We start from the raw sequence: 21,136 nt of genomic DNA on the forward strand, positions 1-21,136 counted from the left end.
TAGTGGTGGACTCAGGCGGTTTCGTCGGCATCGGCTGCGCGCTGCCGACGGCGTCGGCGCAGGCGCCAGGCACGCATGCCGAAATTGAGCGCAAACCAGGCACAGAGCAGACCGAGCGGCCAGCCGAGGATGGCGGGCCAGGCGATCTCGAGCACGGCCAGGAGGGTCAGGATCAGGGCGCCGGTGACGAGCGGGCCGGTCGAGGTGTCGCCCAGCACGCGCCGATCCGTCAGCGCCGCGCTCATCGTATTGGCAATGCGCAGGGCACCCGCGGCGGCGCGTCCGGAACTGCCGCCGGTGCGGCGTGGACGGGGCGGTCGCGCCGAGCTGCTCTGCACGTGATCGGAGCGAGGGTTCCAGCGACGTGGGGCCAGCATGATCTCGGTCGCGTTGCCCAGGTCCTGCTCGTACTGCCGGGCCATGCGCTGGGCGAAGCCGGCATCTTCAATCGCCACGTCGATCTCGCGGTTGCTCAGCCAGCTGGCGATATTGAGATTGGATGAGCCGACGCGCGCCCATTGGCCGTCGGCCACCGCGGTCTTGGCGTGCAGCATCGAGCCGTTCCATTCGAACACCCGGATACCCGCCTTGAGCAGCGGTCGATAACCCGAGCGCGACATGCTGGCCACCACCGGGATGTCGCTGCTGCCCGGCACCAGCAAGCGAACGTCCACGCCATCGCGGGCGGCCGCCGCAAGCGCCTGCACATACGGCGCCACGCCAATGAAATAGGCGTCGGTAAGCCACAGCGTCCTGCGCGCCATGGCGGCGATCAGCTGGTCGAGGTGATACATGCCGGCCGTGGTGGGCTGCGTGGCGATCACGCGCAAGGCCACCGAACCCGCCGGTGTCGCTGGGTCGGGTAGAGTGAGCTCGGGCAAGGGCGTACCGATACTGGACCAGCTTTCCGCGAAAGCATGTTCGAGTTCGGCCACCGCCGGCCCGCGCAGGGCGACGCCGGTATCCCGCCAGGGCGCTACTTTGCGCTGCACATTCCCCAGCCATTTCTGGCTGAGGCATACGCCGGAGAGAAAGCCCAGCGTGCCATCGACGACCAGCAGCTTGCGATGGTCGCGACTGACCCAGCCGAACGGATGGCCGAGTTGTAGCGGATTGAATGAGCGCACATGGCCGCCGGCGTTGCGCAGTGGCGTCCAGAAACTGGCGCGGGATTGTCCCTTGCAACCGAGCCAATCGTAGATCACCGCGACATACACGCCGCGTTGGGCACACTCGACCAGGGCATCACGGAAGGCGCGTCCCACCTCGTCGTCGCGGACGATGTAATTCTCCAGCAGCACCCGCTTCCTGGCGCTGCGGATGGCGGCGAGCCACGCCTCGAAGTGAGCGGCGGCGTCGATAAGCAGGTCCACCGAATTGCCGCCGATCAGGGGTGCGCCGGCGGCGCGGCTCAGCGCCTGTTCGGCGAGTAGACGGGCGGGTGCGGATGCAGGCGGCGTCGTCGAGGTCATGGGGCGAGTGTAGGCCATAGGCGGCGGCTGTCTTCAAATCATGTTCACTCGAACAGTGTCAGGAATAGACGCTACGACGCTGCCGTGTTGTTCCCCTAAACCTTCTGCCATGATCATTCCATGTCGCCAGAGCATCGCTACACCGACACCGAGGCCTGTGCGCACCACCTTGCCGAACGGCTGGGGCCCGATCTGCGCGTTGCCGCGCCGCTGGGCCTGGGCAAGCCACATGGTCTGCTCAATGCGCTTTACCGGCTGACCACGGCCGACACCTCACGTTCGCTAACGCTCTATACCGCGTTGTCGCTTATCCGACCGCACCCGGCGTCAGGCCTGGAGGGGCGCTTTAGCGGGCCTTTCATAGCGCGACATTTTGGTGCCGACGCGGTGGACCCGCAGTACGCCGTCGACCAGGCCCGCAACGCTTTGCCTACCAACGTGGCCGTGCATGAGTTCTACATGCAATCGGGCGCACTGCTTGGCTCGACGACGGCGCAGCGCAACTACATCAGCCAGAACTACACCCATGTCGCGCGTGATCTCGCTGTGCAGGACATCAACCTGCTGGTGCAGTTGGTGGCGCGACGGGAGACGGCAGAAGGCGTGCGTTACAGCCTTTCGTGCAACCCCGACCTGACGCTCGATTTCATCGACCGGGTGGTGCAGGCCGGCAAGCCACGGCCCGTGTGCGTGGCAGTGGTGCACCCGGACCTGCCGTATATGAGCGGGCATGCTGAGGTGACGCAGGACTATTTCGACCTTGAGCTTTGTCCCGAAACATCGCCACCGCTGTTCGCCGTGCCACGCCAGCCGGTCGACCTCACCGAGTACGCCTTGGGCTTGCATGCCAGCGCGTTGGTAAAGGATGGCGGTTGCCTGCAGATCGGCATTGGCGTGCTGTCGGATGCGCTGGTCTACGCGTTGCGCCTGCGGCAGCAGGACAATACGCAATGGCGCCGCGCGCTGGTTGCGCTCGATCCGCGTGGTGGCACCCATGCGCTGGCCGCACGCATGGGTGGACTCGCGCCGTTTCGGGCCGGCTTGTATGGCGCCAGCGAGATGGTGATGGATGGCTTCATGCACCTGCAGCGCGCCGGCATTCTGAAGCGACGCGCCTGGGACAACATCGCGCTTGAGCGTGCCGCTTCCTGTGGCCGGCTGTCGCCTGAAACACCGGGCGGCCACTACCTCCGGGGCGCGTTTTTCCTGGGCTCGCACGAACTCTACGCCTGGTTGGCAACGATTGAATCGGAAGATCCCGATGCCATCGACATGTGCCGCGTCTCCAACGTCAACCAGCTGTATGGCGATCATCAGGCGCTCGCCTCCATGCAACGCCGTGGCGCGCGCTTCTTCAATATTTGCATGATGGCCACCTTGTTGGGCTCCGCGGTTTCCGACGGACTGGAAAATGGCGAGGTCGTAAGTGGCGTCGGCGGTCAATACAACTTCGTGGCCATGGCGCACGAACTATCCGATGGCCGCTCGGTGCTGTTGTTGCGTTCCACGCGACACGGTCGCGGTGGCGTCGAGACGAATATCCGCTGGAATTACGCGCACACCACCATTCCGCGCCACCTGCGCGACATGTATGTCACCGAGTACGGTGTGGCCGATCTGCGCGGCAAGACCGATAGCGAATGCATCGAGGCGATGCTGGCGATCAGCGATGCGCGCTTTCTCGATGCGCTTTGTGCGGAGGCCAAGTCGCACGGCAAGCTGGCAGCGGACTTCCAGATTCCCGAACGCTGGCGCAACAACCGACCTGAATTTCTGCGCGAGGCCTTGGCGCCATGGCAGCGCAAGGGCCTGCTGCCGGCGTTCCCGTTCGGCAGTGACTTTACCGAGGTGGAGCAACGCTTGTTGCCTGCGCTCAAGTGGCTGCAGGCGGCAAGCGGAACCTGGCGCGGCAAGCTCGGCATCGTGGGGGCGCTGATGCGGCCAGGCGCTGCGGTCGATGGCGAGAACGAAGCGCTGGAACGCATGAGCCTGGCCCAGCCCAGTGGCCTGCGTGAACGCCTGCTCCGACGTCTGATGGCGGCCGCGTTGCGGCGTGTCCACCCGGCGTCGGGTTAGCGCTGTTCGGCTGTTTTTTCTCGTCATCCCAGCGTTCGCTGGAATGACGGGCTATTCGGGCCGTTGCTGGGTCAGGCCTCCCTCAATGTAGCAACAGCGACTGACCAAGCTCGCGCAGGCCTGGCAGGTCGAGCAGGTTCAGGCCGTGCCGGTCGAGCTGGATCAGGCCGCGCTGGCGGAATCGGCCCAGCAGGCGACTTACCGTTTCGGTGGTCAGGCGCAGATGATTGCCGATATCGGCGCGTGACATTGGTAGCGGCAAGTGGTCCGTGGATAGACCCAAGGTGGCGCGGCGATCGCGCATGTCGGCCAGGAAGGCGGCGAAGCGCTCTTCCGCCAGGTAGTTGCCGCCGCTCAGCTGCAAATGCGAGATGCGGTGGCTGGCCGCGTGCATCAGGTGCCAGGGCACATCGGTCTGTTCCGCGGCGATCTGGCGTATGGCGTTGAAGGGGAAGCGACAGAATTGGGTCTTGCCGAGCGCTACCACCGCATTGTCGTGCAGCTCGCGGTCCACCGCGTCCAGCCCGATCAATTCGCCAGGCAGATGGAACGCCAGCACCTGTTCACGCCCCGACACATCCACCGCCACCGTCTTGGCCATGCCTGTCTGCACGGCGTAGATGGCGCGGAAGGGCGACAGCGGTCGGTACAGGTACTCGCCCGTACGCAACGGGCCGATGCGCTCGGCAATATGGCGCAGTCCGGATAGCTCCGGCCGGTCGTAGCCGCTGGCTTGGCAGACGGGGGCATGACCACAGCCGGCGCACGAGGGGGAGGGCGTCATACGGGTGACGGGGTTCTGGGGGGAGTATGTATGGAACATGACAGTTCAGGCTTCCTTTTCCGGGCTGGTTTCCAGGCTTCCATCATCCACGTTGACGATGGGAACGGAGCCTTGTGCGCGGTTTTGCCGCACGATTTGACGGGGTTTCGAGGTTTTTCATGAACCCTAGGGTGTGTGTTGCCGTTCGGGTATCCTCTAGCGGTCGCCGCATCATGCTTGCGGCCTTGGTGCCTGATCGACCTATTTCATGAGTGACACATCTTCCTCTCCGCGTACCGCCCAGCGTCGACCCAGCGTGGGCGTCAAGATTGGCAAGATCACCGTTGGCGGCGGCGCACCCATCGTGGTGCAGTCGATGACCAACACCGATACCGAGGACCCGACCAGCACGGCCAAGCAGATTGCCGAGCTGGCGCGCGCCGGTTCGGAGCTGGTGCGCATCACGGTGAACACGCCGGCGGCCGCCGCGGCGGTGCCGCGTATCCGCGAGAAGCTGGAGATGATGGGCGTGGATGTGCCGATCATCGGCGACTTCCACTACAACGGCCATCAGCTGCTGGAAGCGGAGCCGGCCTGCGCCGAGGCGCTGGCGAAGTACCGCATCAATCCCGGCAATGTCGGTTTCGGCAAGAAGAAGGACAGCCAGTTCGCCTCGATCATCGAGATGGCGCTGCGCTACGACAAGCCGGTGCGCATCGGCGCCAACTGGGGTTCGCTCGACCAGAGCATGGTGGCCATGCTGATGGACGAGAATCACCAGCGCGCCGAGCCCTGGGACGCCTCGCACGTGGCCCGTGAAGCCTTGATTCGTTCGGCGCTGGACTCGGCGCACCGCGCGGAAGAGATCGGCCTGCCACGCGAGCGCATCATTCTCTCGTGCAAGGTGTCCGGCGTGCAGGAGTTGATCGCGGTGTATCGCGATATCGCCGGTCGCTGCGACTACGCCTTGCACCTGGGCCTTACCGAGGCTGGCATGGGCTCGAAGGGTATTACCGCATCGTCCGCCGCGCTGGCGGTGCTGTTGCAGGAAGGTATCGGCGACACCATCCGCATCTCGTTGACGCCGGAGCCTGGCGCCTCGCGCACCGGCGAAGTGATCGTGGCGCAGGAGCTGTTGCAGACCATGGGCTTGCGCGCGTTCACGCCACTGGTCACCGCTTGCCCGGGTTGCGGACGCACCACCAGCGAATTCTTCCAGGTGCTGGCGCGTACCGTGCAGACGCATGTGCGTGAGCAGATGCCCTTGTGGCGCGTGCAGTACGACGGCGTGGAGAATCTGACGCTGGCCGTGATGGGCTGCGTGGTCAACGGTCCAGGCGAGTCCAAGCACGCCAACATCGGTATTTCCTTGCCTGGCAATGGCGAGGCACCGTCCGCCCCGGTGTTTATCGATGGCGAAAAGGCCATGACCTTGCGCGGCGACAACATCGCCAGCGAATTCATCGGCATTCTCGACCGCTACGTCGCCAACAAATACACCAGCCGCGCCGGCTGAGTGCCAGCCATCACGACCACGTCGAACGAACTGCAAATCCTCGACGCCTGGGAGATGAATGCGCCGGCGTGGGAACGCGCCGTGCGCGACCGGCGCATCGAGAGCCGTCGGCTCGTCACCGACCAGGCCATCGTGGATGCGGTGCTGTCGCGCTCGCCGCGCAAGGTCATCGACCTGGGCTGCGGCGAGGGCTGGTTGGCGCGTGCCCTGGTAGGCGCGGGTGTGGCGGTGGTCGGTGTGGACGCGGTGCCATCCCTGGTCGAGGCTGCCCGGTCACAAGGTGGCGGCGACTTTCGCCTGCTGTCCTACGCAGAAGTGACTGGCGGCGCGCTGCAAGAACGCGCCGATGTGGTCGTATGCAATTTCTCCCTGCTGGGCGAGGCGTCCGTAGGCGATCTGCTGGCGGCCGTGCCAACCTTGCTCGAAACTGGCGGCGTCTTGCTGGTGCAAACCCTGCATCCTCTGGCGCTCGCAGCCGCGGAGCCCTATAGCGATGGCTGGCGCGATGGCTCCTGGGACGGTTGCGGTGAGGGTTTCGGTAAGCCGGCACCCTGGTACTTCCGCACGCTAGGCGGCTGGCTGACTGCGTTCAGGACGGCCGGCCTGGAACTCATCCGTATCGATGAGCCGCTACACCCTCGCACTGGACGCCCCGCCTCCGTTATCTTCATGGCGGGGTAGCTAAGAGCCTGTCTAAAGTCTCTGCCTGGCCCGCGCCGGGAGCTGTTTGCTCGCCAGTCAAGGAAGAACGAGAGAGTGTATGTCGATACATGATCGAGTGATGACGCAGAATGGTGGGCAAACAGACCCGGCCCGGAGGGTTGAGTGGGTGTGCCCACCAGGAAGCGGTGCGCGGCTGGACCTGACGGCCAGTCAGGCGCTGCGCCACGCCCCACTCCCTGGCGGGCACACCCACTCAACGCGGGCCAGGCAGAGACTTTAGACAGGCTCTAAAGGGAGACAGGGGATGGGCAGGCATCGCGCCGTGGCATTTCGTGCCGCCGTGCACAGTGATCCAAACCAACGGCTTGTGCCTTTGCCGTTCGATCCGGTGAGCCAGTGGTCCACGCCGGCGCGGCCGCTGTGGAAATGCGGCCATGGCCACCGTGTCCGCGGCAGCCTCAATGGACAGAGCTTCCAGGGCGCCGTGGTCGAGCGTGCCGGCGCGTTCTGGCTGTTGCTGGACGAAGCGTTGTTTGCCGCGGCAGGCCTGGGCGCCGGGCAACTGGTCGACGTGCTAATCGAGCCCGAAGAGATTTGATGTGACGTACAACACGCTACCCAAGCTGCCAAAGCGCATGCTCAAGGGTATGCTCGCCCCGGCATCCAGAGTCTGAGGTGATGCGTCAGGACGTTAGTCGGCGCGAGTTAAAGATGACGATCAAGCCACAAATTCGCACCGTACTCATCTACGTGGTGGCCGCATGGTTGTGGATCGTGTTTTCCGATCGCGTGCTCTATGCGCTGGTGCATGACCCGCACATGTTGAGCGTGTTGCACAGCGTCAAGGCCTGCCTTTTTGTACTGGGTACCGGCATGCTCCTGTACTGGTTGATCGGGCGCGATATGCGGCGCCTGGACAGCCTCAATCACATGCTGCTCAACGGCAATGAGCAATCGTTGCGCGCCCTAGTGTCGGCGATGGACATCCGCCACAAGGAAACCAGCGATCATTCCGAGCGCGTGATGCGCATGACGGTGGCGTTGGCGCGTCGCGTAGGCCTCGAGGGCGATGCGTTACGCCACGTGCGGTTCGGTGCCTTGCTGCATGACATCGGCAAGCTGGCCCTGCCTGACGCGATCCTGATCAAGCCTGGCCCGCTGGACGCGGACGAGACGACGCTTATGCGTACGCACACCACGCTGGGGCGGGACTTGCTGATGCGTACGGCATTCCTGCGCCCAGCCGTCGACATTCCCTATTCACACCATGAGCGCTGGGACGGCACCGGCTATCCGCGTGGCCTGAGTGGTGAAGAGATCCCTTTGGCGGCGCGCATCTTCAGCGTGGTCGACGTCTGGGATGCATTGAGCTATCCGCGCGTCTACAAGGCCGCCTGGCCCGAGCACGAAGTACTGGACTACCTGCGCAATGTCGCCGGCAGTCAGCTCGATCCCCAGATCGTGGGCTTGTTTCTGGAGCATTACGACGACATGAAGGCCATCGGCGTTGAAGGCGCAGCACTGAGCTGACAACGGTGGCTACAGGCGCGCAATGGTCACGGTCGTGTGGTCCAGTGCGATGCTGTGCGTGTCGCCGATCCTGAAGTCTTTCGAGCCGGAGACTTCGCCGTCACGGCTGAAGCGAAATCCAACCAGGGCGCCGCCGTCGTCCTCGACTTGCGTCTTGAGCGAGAAATGCATGGCGCCTATGGCGTCCGCGATATCGGTGCTCGTGGCGGCGAGCACGGTCGTGTCAGTGACGGCGCCGGTCACATCATCCTTCACGCTGATCTTGAACGCGGCCACCGCTGCCGGCTTGTTGGGGTCGCGTCGGACGACGTTGGGAGCTGCGCTGGCAAGGCAGCGGCTGAAAGACGCACTGTGGAGATCGCAATGCACGAACCGGGCATCGGCGGTTGATCCCTCCGCCTGAATCTCCCTCGCGCCGCATCCGCCTGCGTGGGCGGACATGCAAAGAGACCCTTGATCAGGCTGCGCGTCGGCTGCTGTCGCTGGGGCGGTATCGGATGCCGCGGCCCTAAGGGGGAGCACGCATAGCGCAATCAGAAGGACGACGGGCAGGCGAATACTCATGCGGCGCTCGATTCAGTGGAGTGCGCGGGAGGGATCCTGGCGACGTCGCCAGGATCTGATCCCACGTGCACTGCATCGGCCGGGGCCGGAAGGCCTTGAGTAGGGGCGTGCGAAGGAGGGGCTTTGGCGGACGGGCTAGCCCTGGGCGGAAAAACTAGCGGGTGCGCGAGCCTTGGCGCTTCGGCGCGAGCGCTCAGTAGAACCCCTTGCGCAGCTCGACCCAGACATGTGCCGACGTGCTTGCGTTCGGACCCAGCAGCTCGGGCTTGTTGCCGATCGGGTCCGCCACGCTTGCGCTGATCAGCCAGCTGTTCGGCCCCGACCAGTGGACGCCGAGGCCGGCGCTGCTCATTCGCGCGCTGTTGGGCCCTGGTAAGAACGTGTCCTTGTAGGGCTGGACGCGACCGCTGTCGACGAAGATGGCAAATTGCCAGGCGCCGGGAATGAGGGCGAACGTCGTGTCGTGGCGGAACTCGATCGTGCCAAGGTTACCTTGCGCGCCGGCAAGCACACCAACGTCGTAGCCGCGCACGCTGTCCGGCCCACCCAGGTAGAGCTGTTCGGACGTGTCGAGGTTCTTGTTCGTACCCTGGGCCGAAAAGCCAAAATAGAACGCATTCGTCGGGTTGATTTGCTGCAGGCGCGATAGCGAAAGAGTGGCCTTGGTAAAGCTTCCTGCGGTGCGAGCACCGATCGCATCGATGAATTCAGTCTGCAGGTTGTCCGTGTATAGGTGACCATAGGTGACGGCCAGGCGTAGATTGCTGACGCCCGTTGAATCCACTTGGTCGCCGGCAAGCGTCGCGGTCCAATTGTTGGTATGGCGACGGTTCTCGATGCCTACGATATCGATGTCGTCGTTAAGCCTGCGATGATCGAATTCGACCTGGACATAGAGGTTGCCCCTGGTGTTTCGAATCAGCGGTTGTGCCAGCACCACGCTGGCGACCTGGGCATTACCATGCCCATCCAGGTCGGAGAGGTCGCCCTTGAGACGATAGTCGAGGCCGGAAACTGCCACGCCGAGCGTGGTGCCCTGGCCGTTTAGCGTATAGCGATAGTCGATACGACCGTAGCGCATCCCGCTGCCCGAGGTCACCGCACTCAGGTTGAGCAGGTCGCCCTGATGAAACAGTCCGTTGACGGAGAAGGCGCCATTGGCTCGCACCGCGTCAGTGTATTTGTTGCCAAAGTTGTCCAGCCCGACCTCGCCCGTGTAGCGAGGTTGCGCAGTGACATCGACCAGCAAGTCGGACGTACCCACCTGCTCTCCCGGCCGAAGGGTGGAGTTCGCAAGCGCGCCCGGAATGTCATTTAGCAACAGCAGGCTTCGTTCGAGCGTGAACTGGGTGACGGGCTGGCCCGACTGCAACGGAGACAGCGTGGCATAGAGAAGACGATTGGACACCGTGCTCTGGTTATTCAGCGTAATCGCGCCGTACCGCGCCTCGGCCACATCGATGCGCACCACGCCATTCTTGATCGTCTGGGCCGGCACATAAGCGGTCGCCAGGGGATAGCCGTGCCTGTGGTAGGCATCGCTAATGCGTTCGGCCAGCGTGTTGAGATCCCTGAGCGTCAAGTTCTTCCCTTCGCCCGATGCGACCAACGCGTGCAGCGTGTCAGTGGGAAGCTCGGTGTTGCCGGTAATCTCGATCGTGCTGACGGTAAATGTCGTCGTGTTGTCGGCGTTGCTCGGCTTCGCTTGCTCGACGGTCAATCCCAGCGTCGACGGAGGCGCCTGGGTCTTGGGCCTGGGTATTTCCTGCAGGATCTGGCCGCTGTTGGGTGGCGGAGTGACTCGAACCTGTGCATGCGCCGCGCCTACGCTTGCGGCGAATGATAAGGCCATGCACAACTGCGTAATGCGTGTAGTCGTAGGGCGCATCGGGGGCATGATCGCGAGCCTGATGATGTCGTTGGACGCACGACGGCGCGTACTTGTTAGCCAGATGAGGGAGAGGCGTTGGGTGGCAGTTTGACGCCGCCGCCAACCACGGTGACCGGCAGCACGGCATGGAAATCCGACCGCGTACGGTTGCGTTCCAGGGGGTGCACTTCTTCTTGCTTCTGGTTGCCGGTGTAACTGCCCACGGCCGAGGATGACGCCGTGCCAAAAGGCGTAGCCACGTCAGTCGTCCCCATCAAGGTCTGCACATTGGCCAGCAGGCCTTGGGGCAGGGAAATCGGCGGGGCGATGGCGCCTGTGATGTCCGCCGTGAGGTCGGCAGGTTGCAGCAGGATGTAGTTGCCCGCATCGATGCCACTGATGGTCATGCTGGTCGTTACCGGCTTGTCGTTGCCGATATTCGGATCGTTGAACAAGCCGGTGGAGTCATTGCCGAGCGTCACGCTGTCGCTACCAAGAACGCCGGAAAGCGATGCGCCCGATAGCGAGGCAAGTGTTGTTCCATCGTAGGGTCGGCTTGCTGCCGTCGTGCCAATGATGTCGAGTGTTGCCGGGGTGATGGTTACCCAGTCAAAGCCTCCGGCTAGCGCATAGTTGCTGGCCAGCACCGCACCATTGCCGCTCAGCGTGAAGCCGTTGAGGCCGCCAGGCGCAAATGCCAGCTCCGTTCCGACATTCTTGGTGGACAGCGTGCCGATACCGCCCAGCGTGAGTGTTTGGCCATCCACGCCATTGATCACGCCGTCGCTGCCAAACAGGGTGGCCGCCGCATTCGTGGTGGCGTCATAGACGCGGATGCCGGTCAGATTGAGGATGACCGGCGTGATGTTGGCATAGGTGGATGCCGTGCGATTGAAAATGTAGTTTCCCGCATCCGCCCCGCTGCCACTGATGCTGTTGACCGCGATGGGGACGGCGGTGCCGGCATTGGGTGTTGTGAAGTTGGCGCTAGTCGGTTGGAACGCCACGACATCACCAGGCAGGACTCCCGCGCTTGCCAGCGTCACCTTGGCGGCCGTCGTACCGTCATAGGTCTTGTCTTGTCCGGTCGCCGTGACGGAAATCGACAGCGGAAGGATGGTCACCCAGTCAACGCCACCGTTGAACGTGTAGTTGCTGGCTAGCGCCGCACCGTTGCCTGCAAGCGTGAATCCGCCCAGTCCGCCCGGCGCAAACGGCTGCTGCAATCCGGCGTTCTTTGTCACCAGCGTGCCTGCGCCACTTAGCGTGAGCGTTTGGCCGTTGTTGCCCGCTAGCACACCGCCGCTACCGAACAAGCTTGCCGCCGCCTGATTGCTGCCGTCGTAGGTACGTATGCCTGTGAGGTTCAGGATGACCGGATCGATATTGCCGTGAGTCGTGGCGACATTGCTGAATGTGTAGTTGCCCAGATCAGCGCCGCTGCCGGTGATGGACGTGATCAGCACCGGAATGTTGTTGCCGGCGTTTGGCGTGACAAAGTTGGCCGCACCGTAGGTGAAGGTGCCAGTCTCGCCAGGCAGGAAGCCGCTGACGGTCAGTCCATTGATCTGTGCCGTGGTAGTAGTGTCATACGTCTTCGTTTGTACCGTCGTGCTGAAGACCAGTGAAAGCGGGGTGATCGTTACCCAGTCGGTACCGCCCGAGAACGTGTAGTTACTGGCCTGGGCCGTTCCGTTGGCGACGAGGGTGAATCCATCAAGCCCCTTCGTCGCAAAGGGAATCTCGGTTCCGACATTCTTGGACACCAGTGTTCCCGTGCCGGTCAACGTAAGCGTTTGGCCATCCACGCCAGTGATGACGCCGTTGTTTCCGAACAGGCCGGCCACCGCGGTCGCCATGCCGTCATAGGGTCGGGTGCCGGTCAGGCTGAGTAAGAATGGCGTGATATTCGCGCTCGTGGTGGCGCTGGTATTGAAGCTGTAGTTCCCCGCGTCGACACCGCTATCGGTAATGCCGGTGACCTGGATCGGTATGCCGAGACCGACGTTGGACGTATGGAAGTTGGCTGCCGCGTAATTGAAGTTGACGCTGTCGCCGGGTAGCAAGCCGCTATCGCTGAGTGTCACCTGTGCGTTCGTCGTGCCGTCATAGATCTTGTTTTGTCCGATGGCGCTGATGGTGATGGCGAGCGGGGTGATGGTGACCCAGTCGATGCCGCCGGCTAATGTGTAATTGCTCGCCAGGGCGGTACCATCGCCTGTCAGCGTGAAGCCGCTGAGTCCATTCGCGGCAAAAGGCTGCTCGATGCCGGCGTTCCTGGTGGACAAGGTACCGGTACCGCTCAGCGTCAGCGTTTCACCATTCACGCCAGTCAGCACGCCGTTGGTGCCGAACAGGCTGGGGGCGGCGTTGGTGGTGCCATCGTAAACGCGTATGCCCGTGAGGTTGAGGATGGCGGGGTTGATGTCGGCGCTGGTCATGGTGGTGCCAGCGAACGTGTAGTTGGCGATATCCGCGCCGCTGCCGCTGATGCCCGTCACGGTGACGGGAATGGCGGTGCCGACATTGGGCGTGCCGAAATTGGCGGCACCGAACGTGAACGATGCGCTGTCACCCGCCACGGCACCACTGACGTCAAGGCTGCTGAGTTGTGCGTTCGTCGTGCCGTCGTAGGTCTTGTCCTGTCCGACGGCGGTGACCGTAAGGGCCTTGCGCGTAATGTCCACCCATGATCTGCCGCCGACAATCGTATAGTTGCTGGCCAGCGCCGTACCGTCGCCCGTCAACGTGAATCCGCTCATACCATTCGGTGCGAACAGCCGAGCCGTGCTCACATCCTTGCTATCCAAAGTGCCGACGCCACTTAGCGTCAGCGTTTGACCAGCGACGCCGGTGAGCACGCCATCTTGGCCAAACAGGCTCGCATCCGCGTTGGTAGTGCCGTCGTAGACGCGCGTTCCGCGCAAGTGAAGAATCGCGGGCAGGATGTTGGCGTCGGCCGTCGCCGTCGTATTGATGGTGTAGTTGCCGGCATCCGCACCGCTATCGCTGATGCCGCTCACGGCGATCGGAATGGCCGTGCCAGCGTTGGGCGTGTTGAAGTTGGCCGACGTGTAAGTAAAGGTGAGCGCGTCTCCGGCGATGATACCGCTGCTGCCCAGCGTCACCGTCGCGGCCGTGGTGGCGTCATACGTCTTGTTCTCACCTGTTGCGTTGACGGTGATGGGCAATGGGGTGATGGTGACCCAGTCGATGCCACCGGTCAGCGTGTAGTTGCTGGCCAATGCCGTTCCCACCCCGGTCAGCGTGAAGCCATTGAGTCCATTCACCGCGAACGGCTGTTGGAGCCCTACGTTCTTGGTCGACAGTATGCCGCTGCCGCCTAGGGTGAGCGTCTGGCCGTCAACGCCGGTGAGCACGCCGTTGTTGCCAATAATGTTCGCGGCGGCGTTGGTGCTGCCGTCATACACGCGTACGCCGGTGAGATTGAGCACGGCCGGCGTGATATTGGCGTTCGTCATAGCAGTGTTGTTAAAGGTGTAGTTGCCCGAGTCAGTGCCGCTACCGCCGATGCCGTTCACTTGAACCCCAATGCCGGTACCCACGTTGGGTGTGTTGAAACTTGCCGACGTGTAGTTGAAGGTCACGGTGTCGCCCGCGAGAATGCCGTTGCTGGCAAGCGTTGCCGTGGCCGACGTCGTGCCGTCATAGACTTTGTTCTGACCGGTGGCATTGACCACGATGGGGCGCGCAGTAATCGTTCCTGTCAGGCCGGTGGGCTGAACCAGGGTGTAGTTGGCCGCGTCGGCGCCGCTGATCGTCATGGTGCCAGGCGCGACCGCCTTGTTCGTACCGACGTTTTTGTTGTTGAACGTACCGCTGGTGTCGTTGCCCAGCGTCACCGAGTCAGCGAGGAGTACACCCGAGAGCGTCGCGCCGCTCAGCGTGGCGGCGGTGGTGGCGTCGTAGACCTTTGTGTTCACCGTCGTTCCGGTGACCAGGAGTTGCGCCGGTGTGATGGTGACCCAGTCGATTCCGCCGGCAAGCGTGTAGTTGGAAGCGAGGGCTGCGCCATTGCCGGTTAGCGTGAAACCGTTGAGGCCGCCGGCCGCGAACGGTTGCTGTGTGCCGACGTTCTTGGTCGAAAGCGTGCCTATGCCGCTCAAGGTGAGCGTTTCACCGTGCACACCGGTGAGGACGCCATTCGTGCCGAAAAGGTTGGCGGCAGCATCGGTCAGTGCGTCGTAGACGCGCGTGCCCTGGAGACTAAGGACGGCTGGCGTGATGTTGGCACTGGTGCTGGCCGTGGTGTTGTTGAGGACATAATTCCCACTATCCGTTCCCATGGACGAAATGCCGCCGACGGCAATGGCTATGTTGTTGCCGGCGTTGGGTGTCGCGAAATTCGCGGATGTGTCGGTAAACGTGACGTTGTCCCCCGCGACGACACCGTTGCTGGAAAGGAGCACGTTTGCTGTCGTCGTGGAGTCATACACCTTGTTGACGCCGGTCGCGCTTACCGTGATGCCCAGCGCCGTGATGCTCGCCACGATGCCCTGCGGCTGGATGATCGTGTAGTTGCCCGCATCCAGTCCCGTCACCGTCAGGCTGGTGGCGACGGGTTTATTGGTGCCAACGTTCTTGTTGTTGAACTGCCCGACGGTGTCGTTGCTCAACGTCACCGAGTCGGAGCCAAGTACGCCGTTCAGCACGGAACCACTGAGCGCTGCATTGGTATTGCCGTCGTAGACCTTGTCCGCGGCCGACGTGCCCGTCACGGTCAAAGTGGCTGGGGTGATGGTGACCCAGTCCGTCCCCCCGGTGAAACTGTAGTTGCTGGCCAGGGCCGAGCCGTTCCCTATCAAGGTGAATCCACTCAGTCCGTTCGTGGCAAACGGCTTTTGTACGCCTACGTTCTTGTCGACGAGTTGCCCCGTACCGGAAAGCGTGAGTGTCTCGCCGTTGGCGCCGGTCAAGACCCCATTCGAACCAAAGAGGGTCGCCGCCGCATTCGTGGTGGTGTCGTAGACGCGTGTTCCCGTGAGGTTGAGGATGAACGGCGTGATATTCGCGCTCGTATTGGCGGTACTGTTGAGGAGCGTGTAGTTACCAGCATCACTGCCTGTCGCGCCGATGCCCAGCACTGAGATGGGAATGCCATTGCCGACATTGGCCTGGGCAAAATTCGCTGACGTGTCGGTAAAGCTCACGTTATCGCCAGCAACCACGCCGGGGCTGCTCAGGGTGACGCGAGCCGTCGTGGTGCCGTCATAGGCCTTGTTGATGCCGACGGCACCTACCGTGATGCCAAGGGCGGTGATGTCAGCCATGACGCCGCTGGGTTGAATGAGAACGTAGTTGCCGGCGTCCGTCCCAGCTACCGTCATCTGCGTGGAAACCGGTTTGTTCGTACCGACATTCTTGTTGTTGAACGTGCCGGTCGTGTCATTACCAAGGATGACGTTGTCGGTGCCAATGACACCGGTCAGCAGGGCGCTGTTCAAGGTGGCGACCGTGGTGCCGTCGTAAACCTTGTTGTCCGCGACCGTGTTGACGACACGCAGCGTTGCCGGCGTGATCGTGACCCAATCGGTGCCGCCAGCCAGGGTGTAATTGCTGGCCAGGCCCGTACCATCGGATAGCGCCAGCGTGCCCAGGCTGCTGAGGGGGATCATGCGGCCAACATTCTTGCTTGGCAGTACGCCGTCGCCGGTCAGCGTGAGTGTCTCGCCATTGACGCCATCGACGAAGGCTCCGTTGGCGAAGACGCTAGCGTCAGCAATGGCGGTAGCGTCGTAAACACGAAAGCCGGTCAGGTTGATGACTTCGGGCGTGATCTGGCCGTGTATGCCGCTGACCATTTCGGGCAGCTGATAGTTGGAGAGATTAGTGCCGGGGCCCGCTACATAGTCTGAAGATTCCAGGGTCGCCTGCAGGCCTATGTTGGTGCCGACATTGGGCGAGAGGTAATTACTTGACGCTGCCTGCGGGATGGTGGCGCTCTGGCTGCCGATAAAGCCGGTGATGGTGTAGTCGGACGAGCCGAGCGTCACCGCGGTGCCGCCGTCGTATTCCTTGATCGGGTTGCCGCTGATGACCACCGACAAAAGTGCCGGCGTGATATTGGCGATGAGGTTACCCGGCTGTTGCACGGTGTAGTTGCCGAGCTGCGCGCCGCCCAGGGTGAATCCACTGGCGATCACTTGCAGGCTGGTGCCGACGTTGGCGGTGATGAATCGTCCGGTGGCGCCGGTGGTCGTCAGGGTGACGTTGTCGGTACCAAGCACACCGGACAGCGTGGCCCCGCTGGCATTGATGGTTGCGGTGGTGGTGCCGTCGTAGGCCTTGTTGTTGGCCACGGCGCCCAGCACCAGGAGCTCGGCGGGCGTGATATTGGCGGCGAGCCCGCCGATCGGTTGCAGGAGGTAGTTGGCGGCCGCGCTGCCGGAAATGCTGAAGCCGCTCGCCGTCACCGGGATGTTGTTGCCCACGTTGGCCTGGGCGAACGTGCCCGTCGTGGACGTGTTCAGCGTGACATTGCCGATGTCGGTATCCACTAGCCCGGCCAGCGAGGCGGTGCTGGGATCGATGGTAGCCGCCGTGGTCGTGTCATAGACCTTGCTGAGCGCATAGGCGTTGATGATGAACAACGGTGCTTGAGTGATGGTGCCGGGGCCGGCGGCCGTGGTTGCCAGGGTGTAGTTGCTGAGCAAAGTGCTGTTATTGGGCACGTAGTTGCTCGGCACCAGTTCGCCGTTGATGATCCAGCTTCCCGCATTGGCGCTGGCATAGTTGAACTGAGTGGTCGGCGTGATCTGTGCACCTTCGCCAGGGACGAAGCCATCGATCTGGAAGTTCGAGCTGTTCAAGCGTGCGCTCGTGACGGCGTTGTAGACCTTGGTGGGATTGTTGATGATCGTGACGATCAACGGTGCCGGAATGATCGTGCCGGTGCCGAAGGCGTTGACCGGGAACGTGTAGTTATTGAGGTCCGTGCCCGGGCCGGGCGTGAAATCGGCCTCGACCATGGTGGCCGAGACGGGCTGCAAGCCGACGTTCTTGGTCGCGTATTGCCCGGTAATCGTATGGGCAACGGTGGCACTGTCGGTTCCCTGGAAGCCGGAGAGCGAGAAGTCGGCGGGTGCGATGGTGGCGACGGTCGTGCCGTCGTAGACCTTGGAGGGGTTGTTGATGATGGATACGCTGAAACCGCCTGTTAGCGGCATCGGCACGATGGTGCCCAGGCCGGTTGCCATCGTTGGCAGCAGATAGTTCGAAAGCAGGGTCCCGGGGCCGGCCGAGAAGTTGCCCGGAGCCAGGGTGGCACTCACTCCCTGAAAGCCCGAGTTCGGCGATGCGTAATTCCCCGTGGTGGGGGCGGGGCTCAGGTTGATCGTTTCGCCGGGGACCACGCCAAGGACGCCGTAGTTATCCGGGGCGAGCGACGCGGTCGTGGTGGCGTCGTAGACCTTGGTCGGGTTGTTGATGATATCGACCTGGATGGGCGCTGGATCGATGATGCCATTGGGGCTAGTCAGGCTGGCCGGGAATGAATAGTTGGACATCGCCGTGCCCGGCCCGGGCGTGAAATCGGAAGGGACCAGGGTCGCGGTGACCGGAATACCCGTCCCTGCATTGGGCGTCGCGTAGGTCGCGGAGGTCTCGGCAATGGTGGCGTTCTGGCCGGCCACGAAACCGCTAATGGTGTAATTCGCCTGGGTGAGCGTGGCAGTGTTGCTGCCGTCGTAGATTTTTTCCGGGTTGCCGAGAAACAGGATGGTCAGCGGGGCAGGGGTGATGTTGGCGGTGACCCCAGCCAGTGCTGCGACGGAATAATTGCCCGCGGCCGATCCGGTCAGGGTGAAACCGCTGCCCGACACGCGCAGATTGTTGCCCACATCAGGCTGGCTGAAGTTTCCTGTGGCGCCCGTCGTCGACAAGGTGACATTGCCGGCATCCGACGCAATGACACCCGAGAGACTGGCGCTGCCGACGTTGAGGGATGCCGCGGTGGTGGCGTCGTACACCTTGTTATTGGCGGTCACGCCGGCAATGGTGAGCAACTTTGGCGTGATATCGGCGGTGAGATACAGCGGCGGCTCGATTTGGTAATTGGCTGCCTTGGTGCCGGTCAAGCTGAAGCCGGTGGTGAGGACGGAAATATTGGTGCCCACATTGGGCGTAACAAAGATCCCGGCCGCCGACGACGAATTCAGCGCGACCTGTCCGACGTCCGCGCTGATCACGCCAAACAACGCTGCCCCACTGGTGATCAGGGTGCCGGCCGTGGTGCCGTCGTACACCTTGTCGTTGGCAAGCAGGCCACTGATCAGGAGTGGCGCCTGCAGGATCGTGCCCGGTCCGGTCGCCGACGTCGGGAGTATGTAATTGGCGAGATTCGTGCCGCTGTTGGGGAGAAAATTGGTGGCGGAGAGAACCGCATTGATCGGGATGTCCGTACCCGCGCTCGCGCTGGTGAAGGCGACGGAGCTGGCCTGGTTGACCGTGGCACCTTGTCCGCCGACAAAGCCGGTGAAGCTGTAGTTGACGGGTCTCAGCGGGGCCGCGGTACTGCCGTCGTAGACCTTGGTCGGGTTGTTGACGATGGTTGCCGCCAGCGGCGCGGGTGTGATCGTGCCAATGGGGGAACTCGTTGGCGTGCCAGTCGCCTGGTAGCCATACACCGGAATGGTGCCCGTCGCATCCATTATGGTGACTTGTGCAATGGAGGTCGGCGAATTCACCACGAGATTGGTGCCGGCATTCGGTGTCGCGAACGAGCCTGTCGCCGCCGTGATCTTGTTGCCGTTGACGAGTCCCGATCCCAGCAAATTGGCACCCGTGAGTACAGCGTCCGTCGTGCCGTCATAGACCTTGCTGACTGTACCGGTCAGTCCGGTGTAGGTCAGGACCGGCGCCAGGCTATAGATGAAACCGTTGCCCGGGGCTACCGGCACGTCAGGGTAGACGGTGTTGTACTGGATGAAGGATGGCGTCAATCCACCGGTCGTATCGAGCGTGGGATTGGTGGAATAGATCAGCCAGGGCGCTGTTGTCCCGGTGCTGACGGCCGTGCTGCCCGAGTTGTTCACGAAATTGACGGCGGTGGCCAGGATGACGCCCGTGCCACCGCTCACCAAGGCGCCTGATGCAATCGTGAGGTTGGCACCACTCGCCTGCATGGTCACCATGCCCGCGCCGGTCACCGATGCGTTGACGTTGATCGCATTGAGCGCAAGCAGCGTCAGGTTGGCGGCAGGATTGGTCCAGCTGATCGGTGCGTTGACGTTGATGTCGCCAGCGCCTGGTGACTGAGTGCCGAAGCCTGAAGCTCCACTTGCCGTGGTCTGCTCCGTTACGTTGGTGCCGCCCTGCAGCGTGGTGGAAATCTCGTTGGCAGCCACCGTATCTATGTTGAGGTCGGTGGGGTCGACCAGCCAGGTACCGGCGCGACCATGGGGCGCGGCCGCGGTGATCCGGGTACCAGGCGCCAGGTTGAAGTGCGCTGCCGACGTCTCGATGGAGCCGCCGTCGCCACCCGCAGGGGCGCTCGCATCCAGCGTGCCGCCCACATTTACCTGCCCGGCCTCCATGCCGCCCACCAAGGTGATCGTGCCGTTATGGTTTTCAACGGTTTGTGCGCGCACCTTGCCGGTGTTGTTCACGACGCTGGCCAACAGCGCATCTTTCGCGCCCGCCGTCATGATGACCTGGCCACCATCGGCTACCAGCAACTGGCGGTTTTCCGCGAGGGTGTTGAGCGTGCTGCGATCCACCTGCAAATGCAGCAATTGGGCGCCATCAAACGTCAATGTAACGGCGCTGCCACCAGCCAGCGCAACCGTGCCGAGCCGGGCACTGATAGCGCCCTGGTTGGATACCTGATTGCCCACCATGGCGACATAGCCACCATCGGCCGCCGTGATCGCGCCCTGGTTGACCACGCTGCCCTTGCCCTGGCCGCTGAACGTTCGAGCGGTGCTATTGAGGCTGTTGTCGTCCAGGTCAAGCGTGGTTGCCACCAGGCCGCCCACATTCACTTGCGCAGTGCGACCGAACAGAATCCCACTGGGGTTGATCAGCCAGACCTGCCCATTCGCGTTGAGGTGGCCGAAGATGTCGCTCGGCGTACTGCTGAATACGCGGTTGACTGCAACGGCGCTTCGGCCGGGCTGCAGAAAATCGACGGTCTGGTTAGGGCTGAGATTGAAGCTTTGCCAGTTCAGCTGAAGTGTCTGGCTGCTTTGTTGAATGGTGGTGGTGGCACCTGACTGCTGGATGTGGCCGACGCCGGCCATGATCTGCCCGCCGCTGGGGCCGGTTGCCGCATGCGCCCATCCAGCCAGGGCGAGTGACGCCGCCAAAAGTGAAAGCGCAAAGACGCGCTTGCCCAAGTGCCGAATGCGCCGGACCGTGCCGATCGACTTGCGGCTGGCCAGCTCGGACGCAGCAACCCACTGGCTGATCGTCCGATTCCAGCACAGGCGGTAGATATGGTTCATGGCGCTGCCCACCTTCTTACCTCGGGTGATTCAGAAACGCATGAGATGTCAGGTAACCATTCCCGGCAGTGCTTCGTTACCGGGCTACAAAAGGATCGATGACGATCCCAACTGGGCGCTTTGCAATCTTGGTTAATGGAATGTGGACGCGCCGCGAATGGGGCTTCTCGTAGGGGGTAAATCAGGCCGGAAAATTCGTTCATCTTCGAACGATCGGCG

10 protein-coding genes are annotated in these 21,136 nt (G+C 62.9%); 5 read left to right on the forward strand and 5 right to left on the reverse strand.

Translation table 11 applies throughout. The annotated features are described in order from the left end of the window. Positions 1-11: 11 nt before the first annotated feature. Entirely contained in the window at positions 12-1,490 is a 1,479-nt protein-coding gene (locus ACT01B_RS08810) for a phospholipase D-like domain-containing protein (protein ID WP_445146973.1), read from the reverse strand. A 102-nt stretch (positions 1,491-1,592) separates the two neighbouring features. Here ACT01B_RS08810 and ACT01B_RS08815 point away from each other — a divergent pair, with 102 nt between their 5' ends. Next, complete coding sequence (locus ACT01B_RS08815) at positions 1,593-3,548, forward strand: acetyl-CoA hydrolase/transferase C-terminal domain-containing protein (RefSeq protein ID WP_445146974.1); 1,956 nt, start codon at positions 1,593-1,595, stop codon at positions 3,546-3,548. 82 nt (positions 3,549-3,630) lie between these two features. Here ACT01B_RS08815 and ACT01B_RS08820 read toward each other — a convergent pair whose 3' ends face one another. Next, positions 3,631-4,371 carry a helix-turn-helix domain-containing protein gene (locus ACT01B_RS08820; protein ID WP_445146975.1) on the reverse strand — a complete coding sequence of 247 codons (741 nt, stop codon included), beginning with the start codon at positions 4,369-4,371 and terminating at the stop codon, positions 3,631-3,633. Positions 4,372-4,579: 208 nt separating this feature from the next. On the opposite strand from ACT01B_RS08820, the gene ispG reads away from it, so the two are divergent. From ispG to ACT01B_RS08840, 4 genes are all read left to right on the forward strand, one after another. Next, complete coding sequence (gene ispG, locus ACT01B_RS08825) at positions 4,580-5,827, forward strand: flavodoxin-dependent (E)-4-hydroxy-3-methylbut-2-enyl-diphosphate synthase (protein ID WP_445146976.1); 1,248 nt, start codon at positions 4,580-4,582, stop codon at positions 5,825-5,827. Continuing rightward, positions 5,828-6,508, forward strand: coding sequence for a class I SAM-dependent methyltransferase (locus tag ACT01B_RS08830; protein WP_445146977.1), 681 nt, complete (start codon positions 5,828-5,830; stop codon positions 6,506-6,508). Between the two features lie 286 nt (positions 6,509-6,794). Next, positions 6,795-7,088 carry a DUF1905 domain-containing protein gene (locus ACT01B_RS08835; protein WP_445146978.1) on the forward strand — a complete coding sequence of 98 codons (294 nt, stop codon included), beginning with the start codon at positions 6,795-6,797 and terminating at the stop codon, positions 7,086-7,088. Positions 7,089-7,201: 113 nt separating this feature from the next. Continuing rightward, complete coding sequence (locus tag ACT01B_RS08840; protein ID WP_445146979.1) at positions 7,202-8,020, forward strand: HD-GYP domain-containing protein; 819 nt, start codon at positions 7,202-7,204, stop codon at positions 8,018-8,020. A gap of 9 nt (positions 8,021-8,029) precedes the next feature. Here the strand turns inward: ACT01B_RS08840 and ACT01B_RS08845 are convergent, their stop codons facing one another. From ACT01B_RS08845 to ACT01B_RS08855, 3 genes are all read right to left on the reverse strand, one after another. Next, on the reverse strand, positions 8,030-8,584 hold the full coding sequence (locus tag ACT01B_RS08845; protein WP_445146980.1) for a hypothetical protein: 555 nt from the start codon (positions 8,582-8,584) through the stop codon (positions 8,030-8,032). Positions 8,585-8,777: 193 nt separating this feature from the next. Beyond that, complete coding sequence (locus ACT01B_RS08850; RefSeq protein WP_445146981.1) at positions 8,778-10,436, reverse strand: ShlB/FhaC/HecB family hemolysin secretion/activation protein; 1,659 nt, start codon at positions 10,434-10,436, stop codon at positions 8,778-8,780. Between the two features lie 92 nt (positions 10,437-10,528). Further along, positions 10,529-20,917, reverse strand: coding sequence for a YDG domain-containing protein (locus tag ACT01B_RS08855; RefSeq protein ID WP_445146982.1), 10,389 nt, complete (start codon positions 20,915-20,917; stop codon positions 10,529-10,531). Positions 20,918-21,136 lie beyond the last annotated feature (219 nt).

This window comes from Dyella sp. Tek66A03 (genome assembly GCF_052567735.1).

Excerpts from the sequence above, each read along its gene's own strand:
- ACT01B_RS08855 (WP_445146982.1), bottom strand. The coding sequence starts at position 20,917 with ATGAACCATATCTACCGCCTGTGCTGGAATCGGACGATCAGCCAGTGG.
- ACT01B_RS08840 (WP_445146979.1), top strand. The coding sequence starts at position 7,202 with ATGACGATCAAGCCACAAATTCGCACCGTACTCATCTACGTGGTGGCC.
- ACT01B_RS08815 (WP_445146974.1), top strand. The coding sequence starts at position 1,593 with ATGTCGCCAGAGCATCGCTACACCGACACCGAGGCCTGTGCGCACCAC.
- ispG (WP_445146976.1), top strand. The coding sequence starts at position 4,580 with ATGAGTGACACATCTTCCTCTCCGCGTACCGCCCAGCGTCGACCCAGC.
- ACT01B_RS08845 (WP_445146980.1), bottom strand. The coding sequence starts at position 8,584 with ATGAGTATTCGCCTGCCCGTCGTCCTTCTGATTGCGCTATGCGTGCTC.
- ACT01B_RS08835 (WP_445146978.1), top strand. The coding sequence starts at position 6,795 with ATGGGCAGGCATCGCGCCGTGGCATTTCGTGCCGCCGTGCACAGTGAT.
- ACT01B_RS08820 (WP_445146975.1), bottom strand. The coding sequence starts at position 4,371 with ATGTTCCATACATACTCCCCCCAGAACCCCGTCACCCGTATGACGCCC.
- ACT01B_RS08810 (WP_445146973.1), bottom strand. The coding sequence starts at position 1,490 with ATGGCCTACACTCGCCCCATGACCTCGACGACGCCGCCTGCATCCGCA.
- ACT01B_RS08850 (WP_445146981.1), bottom strand. The coding sequence starts at position 10,436 with ATGGCCTTATCATTCGCCGCAAGCGTAGGCGCGGCGCATGCACAGGTT.